The sequence below is a fragment of the Sphaerospermopsis reniformis genome (assembly GCF_005402885.1).
GTDB classification, from domain to species: Bacteria; Cyanobacteriota; Cyanobacteriia; order Cyanobacteriales; family Nostocaceae; genus Sphaerospermopsis; species Sphaerospermopsis kisseleviana.
In genome coordinates this window covers 1-4616 of the sequence record NZ_BJCE01000330.1, presented here as the reverse complement: position 1 = coordinate 4616, position 4616 = coordinate 1, and the positions used below count along the sequence as shown (strand labels likewise).

The 4616-nt window shown below is 41.6% G+C and carries 6 protein-coding genes; 5 read left to right on the top strand and 1 reads right to left on the bottom strand.

Annotation, left to right across the window (positions count from 1 at the left end):
- Positions 1-873: 873 nt before the first annotated feature.
- The 3 genes from FFR48_RS25655 to FFR48_RS25645 are packed head-to-tail and all read left to right on the top strand — an operon-like array spanning position 874 to position 2503.
- Entirely contained in the window at positions 874-1260 is a 387-nt protein-coding gene (locus FFR48_RS25655) for an SGNH/GDSL hydrolase family protein (RefSeq protein WP_443096399.1), read from the top strand.
- Positions 1261-1293: 33 nt separating this feature from the next.
- Entirely contained in the window at positions 1294-1710 is a 417-nt protein-coding gene (locus FFR48_RS25650) for a hypothetical protein (protein WP_199301830.1), read from the top strand.
- Positions 1711-1723: 13 nt separating this feature from the next.
- Positions 1724-2503 (top strand): pentapeptide repeat-containing protein, encoded by a 780-nt coding sequence (locus FFR48_RS25645; protein ID WP_137669314.1) that lies wholly within the window; start codon positions 1724-1726, stop codon positions 2501-2503.
- 98 nt (positions 2504-2601) lie between these two features.
- Here the strand turns inward: FFR48_RS25645 and FFR48_RS25640 are convergent, their stop codons facing one another.
- The gene (locus FFR48_RS25640) at positions 2602-3219 is read right to left on the bottom strand and encodes a hypothetical protein (protein ID WP_137669313.1); all 618 of its coding nucleotides are present in this window, start codon (positions 3217-3219) and stop codon (positions 2602-2604) included.
- Positions 3220-3318: 99 nt separating this feature from the next.
- Between FFR48_RS25640 and FFR48_RS25635 the strand changes: the two genes are divergently transcribed.
- Complete coding sequence (locus FFR48_RS25635; protein ID WP_137669312.1) at positions 3319-3951, top strand: hypothetical protein; 633 nt, start codon at positions 3319-3321, stop codon at positions 3949-3951.
- The coding region (locus tag FFR48_RS25630) for a pentapeptide repeat-containing protein (protein ID WP_137669311.1) at positions 3944-4616 on the top strand (673 nt) is incomplete at its 3' end. The genes FFR48_RS25635 and FFR48_RS25630, both read left to right, overlap by 8 nt.

The following is a 4616-nucleotide window of genomic DNA, read 5'->3' as shown; positions in this document are numbered from 1 at the left end:
ACCCCTAGCGCGTTTTGGGTACATATGTATATAATTGGTAATATTTTTCATCTTTGGTAGAACCACGGTATATTTTCCATTTACCGTTCTACCATTTTTCCGTTATATATTTCGGACAGGTCTATTGCATCTAAAGTTGCAAATCGCAAATCTAAATTTTAATTATTTCTCACTATTTTTTTTAGATTGTTTAATTTATGCCTTGATGGACACTGAGCAGCTAGGTTAACCTTCGTTGTTCAGTGTCCTTTGAGCTTATCAATGATCCTAGTTTAACGCATAGGCAGATTGCAACGCCCACAGGATGAGTGCTGCTATGGATCCCAGAACTAGCACAGTAGAGATTGTGACTACTTTTGGTGAATCCGCACCTTCAAATTTCATAATTCCGCGATTTAAGTCGGACATACTTTTGTAAGCCTCCTTTGTTACATTCCCAGTCTGTCCGATTTGATTGTAGTCTTTCTATTCACCTAATGATGTTAAATTCACATTATTATTTTGGGAATAGGGAATAGGGAATAAATGATAGAGAAATTTATAGTATAATTAAATACTATTTAAGGAAGAGTATTGCAGGTTAAAACAGTGTTGATGGTTATTTTGGCGGTAGTTGTGGGGTTGTTGGCGGTGATCGAGTTGGGTTTGCGTTAGCGAAGCTTACCGAAGGTATCGCTGTTTGATTTTGCTAATCCTCTCCTTTACATTGGTGATGAACAAATTGGTTATTTATTAGCACCTAATGAAAGCACTCGCAAACTGGGAAACGATCATAAACCGCCTTTAGCAATTATAGAATTTTTACAGCGTTATTTAATTAAACAAAAACCCATACCCGAACTAGAAGCAGTACAAAAAGAACCAGGCGATCGCGTGGGAATTAATTTAGAAACTATTGGTAAAATTCAAAATTTCGCTCAAGAAAACAACAGTAAATTTATTTTAGCCATGACTCCCTTATTCAGAGAAATTGGTGAACCAAGACCCCGTGATTATGAAATTGTTGCTCGTAAACGTTTATCTGATTTTACCAAAGAACAGCCAATTAATTATATAGATTTTTTACCACAATTCAACTCAATTTATAACCCCGAAAGCTTATATGACGATAGTATTCATCTTAACCTTAAAGGTAATCACTTTGTGAGTGAAGTGATAAGCTGTTACACAGCTAAATTGTATAATCCTAATGTTCTGAACTCTTGTTTAACAGGCAAGATGCCTGTTCCACTTATACAAATTAAATGCACAACAGCTTAGAGTGATCGCTTTTAGAAATATTAAAAAATTAGTATGAGTCAGCAACAGCCGTCGAACCCACAACCACCATCACCACCACAGCCTGTAGCACAATCTCCTGTAGCAAATACACGCTTGGGGAATAATACCAAAAAAGTGGTGATGAACATTCTAGAAGTTGTGGATCAGTTATTTTATGGATTGATGGGAGATTTGGGGAGAACAGTCTATGCTTCCATTCAGGATGCGATCGCCCTCAGTATTCTCTTGCAAGTTCCCGGATTAATTGGTAAGATCATCATTGGTAAAGATTTTTCCAGTTTTGATGTTTGTTTAAAAGAAAATCCATTAGGTGCATCCTGTTACGCTTGTTTTATTATCGTTACATCAGATTTCTTACTGTGGATTGTTCTTGCTGGTCGGATAATTGCTCGTTTTTGGGCGGATATTAAGAATTTGCGGAAACCATAGGAGCAGCAACATTATGACATTAACTAGCCGCAAGCAAATTAGCCTTTATCAAGAAGCTAAAGCTGGATTGAATTCTTTAGTTCAGCAAACGGCTCAAGTTGGTGTAGGTTTTTTAGTCATGTTATTGCTCACAGGTGGGAATCCTCCAGCTTTTACTGTCGGGTTAAGTGTTATTGCGGGAATTGGTTTTGTTGCTTGGAGTGAAGAGAAACGACTAACCAAGCGGCGATTAACAAGTAAGATACCTGTTTTACAAGAAGAAATTCAACAGCAAGTAAAACTGCTTCTGGAAGCAGACACAGAAAACTTGTCTGAATTAATTAAAAGTGCTGGACTAAATCCATTTGCAGATTTAGTTGGAGCTAATTTAGTTGGTGTCAAAGGCGTTGGTTGCAACCTCAATGGTTTTAACCTCAGTGCTGCTGATTTAAGTGAAGCTGACTTGAGCCGCGCTGATTTGAGTGGTGCCAACCTCAAGAATGCAAAACTACGATCTGTTAAACTCAGCCGTGCCTATTTAGTGGATGCTAATTTGTGTAATGCAACACTGATAGATGCTAACCTCAGTCATGCTGACATGAAAAATAGCAACTTGAGTAATGCTGACTTGATTAATTCTGACCTCAGTGGTGCTGACCTGAATGGTGCTAACTTAACTGAGACAAATTTCACGAGTGCCAGAGTGATAAATGCTCAATTTGGTAATAACGCTGGACTGGCTGATGATGTTAAATTTGAACTCAAACAGCGAGGGGCAATTTTTCCCCAAGATCAACTTGTTCCAATAAAATAAACACAGTGCGTTACCCAAACTAAGAAAATTGTAGGTTGGGTTAAACGAAGTGAAACCCAACATTTCCCGAATTTTGTTGAGTTTGCATTTTAGCCTGTTTAAGCTTCCTTAACCCAGATAGCCAAACCTCCCCCACGGCCACGCGCTGCAATGAAATCTTCCGTAACTAAGAAGAAGGCAAAAAAGGGTAATTTAGCTATGGGTTGGTTATAAAAATCCTCAGATTGAACTTTACCAGAACGAATTGGTTGATTGTAAACAACACGATTAAATAAAATAATCTGCATCTGGGTAAAGTCAAATGCTAAGAGATTTTTTTTACCTATATATTGTGATGGTCCCGTCAGCTTTAATAATATCGAGCCTAATTGTACCTGATTAGCAATTTCGCCTCTAACTAAAGCATCTTCAGTAGTGGCACTAAAAGAAATATGAATTTTCACCAATTTAGGTACATAAAAACCCTTACCTAAAATAATTCCTCCGCGCTGTCTGACTTTTTTAGTCCCCGTAGCAAAGCACAACCGCCATTTACCAATCAGAGATGGAAAGGGATAATTAAGCCGTTGTTGTTTGGCGGTCTTTTCTGCTTGCAGCAAGGCATTGACTACTACCTCAGCAGTAGGGGGTTTGCTCCCTTCTCGATATGCAGCAGCAGTTTGGGAGACAATGCTGAGAAAATCAGACGTAAGGGTAGATGTCAAATCAGAGGTCATGAGAATATTGGTAATTTAGGGTTTTATCGGCATTTGCTCATCATTTCGATAGATTATAACCTTTATTTTCCTTAACAAAGGATAAGGTTGAGCTAAATCATGTTAGCGTATATACAAGGAAATCTATCAAATCCTCAGTCCACCTTGGCAATGCAACAACTTCCATCTACTACACCTCAACCGCAACATGAAAACAGATACCCAGATTGCCTGTACATGGAACTACAAGCAATTCCAGTCAATTCTGACCAAATTGATCTGCCTGTTACCATGCACTTTAACGAACAGTGGGAAGCATTAGGAACAGTGCGCGTTAAGTTTGGTGTGAAAGGTGGACAACTGAAGCTAAAGCTGAAAAATTGTGAGATTCCTGATGATTCCCGTGAACTGGATGGACAAATTGAGCTTAAACAGGCTGTGTGTCAGGTAACTACAAATGGTTCAAAATCACACCCAACTTGGGAGTTTGAGCTAAGTATTGGCGCAACAGTTTTGATAGGCTCACTCCAGAATCAGAAATTAGGAACTGTGCAGTTACAAGACAGGCCATGTTCTGTGGAAGCAACATTTGAGGTTTCACAGCAATATGTGCATTTAATGGCAACAGAAGGACTATATCCAACGGATACAAGTCGCAATAAACAGATAATTTTAGAGGCATTGTTCAGGAAGGAACTGCTGAAATCAAAGTTACAACCCTATCTCAGTCGAGCAGAGTTGCACTATGGCTAATAAAGAATCTATTCAGAAACTTCAAGACCTGATTCAGCGAGTTGTCGAGGCAGAAACCGATGACTTTTCTGCTCTGGTAGAAATTGCTGGTTTAGATCCTCTACAAGACTTTGCTGGTGCCAACCTGAGCGATGCCAACCTGATCGATGCCAACCTGAGCCTTGCCAACCTGAGCCTTGCCAACCTGAGCCTTGCCAACCTGAGCCTTGCCAACCTGAGCGGTGCCAACCTGAGCGGTGCCAACCTAAGCCTTGCCAACCTAAGCCTTGCCGACCTGAGCCTTGCCTACCTGAGCCTTGCCTACCTGAGCGGTGCCGACCTGAGCGGTGCCGACCTGAGCGGTGCCAACCTGAGCGGTGCCTACCTGAACGATGCCAACCTGAGCGGTGCCAACCTGAGCGGTGCCTACCTGAACGATGCCAACCTGAGCGGTGCCAACCTGAGCGGTGCCAACCTGAGCGGTGCCCACTTGAACGATGCCAACCTGAGAGGTGCCAACCTGAACCGTGCCAACCTGAGCGGTGCCCACCTGAGCCGTGCCGACCTTATACGTGCCTACCTCAGCCTGACCCACCTCAACCGTGCCCACCTCAAGCGGGCCCACCTGCTTCGTTCCTCCCCTTACGTCGCCCACCTCAGGCGTCTCCGTGTCAGCCGCCGCTCCC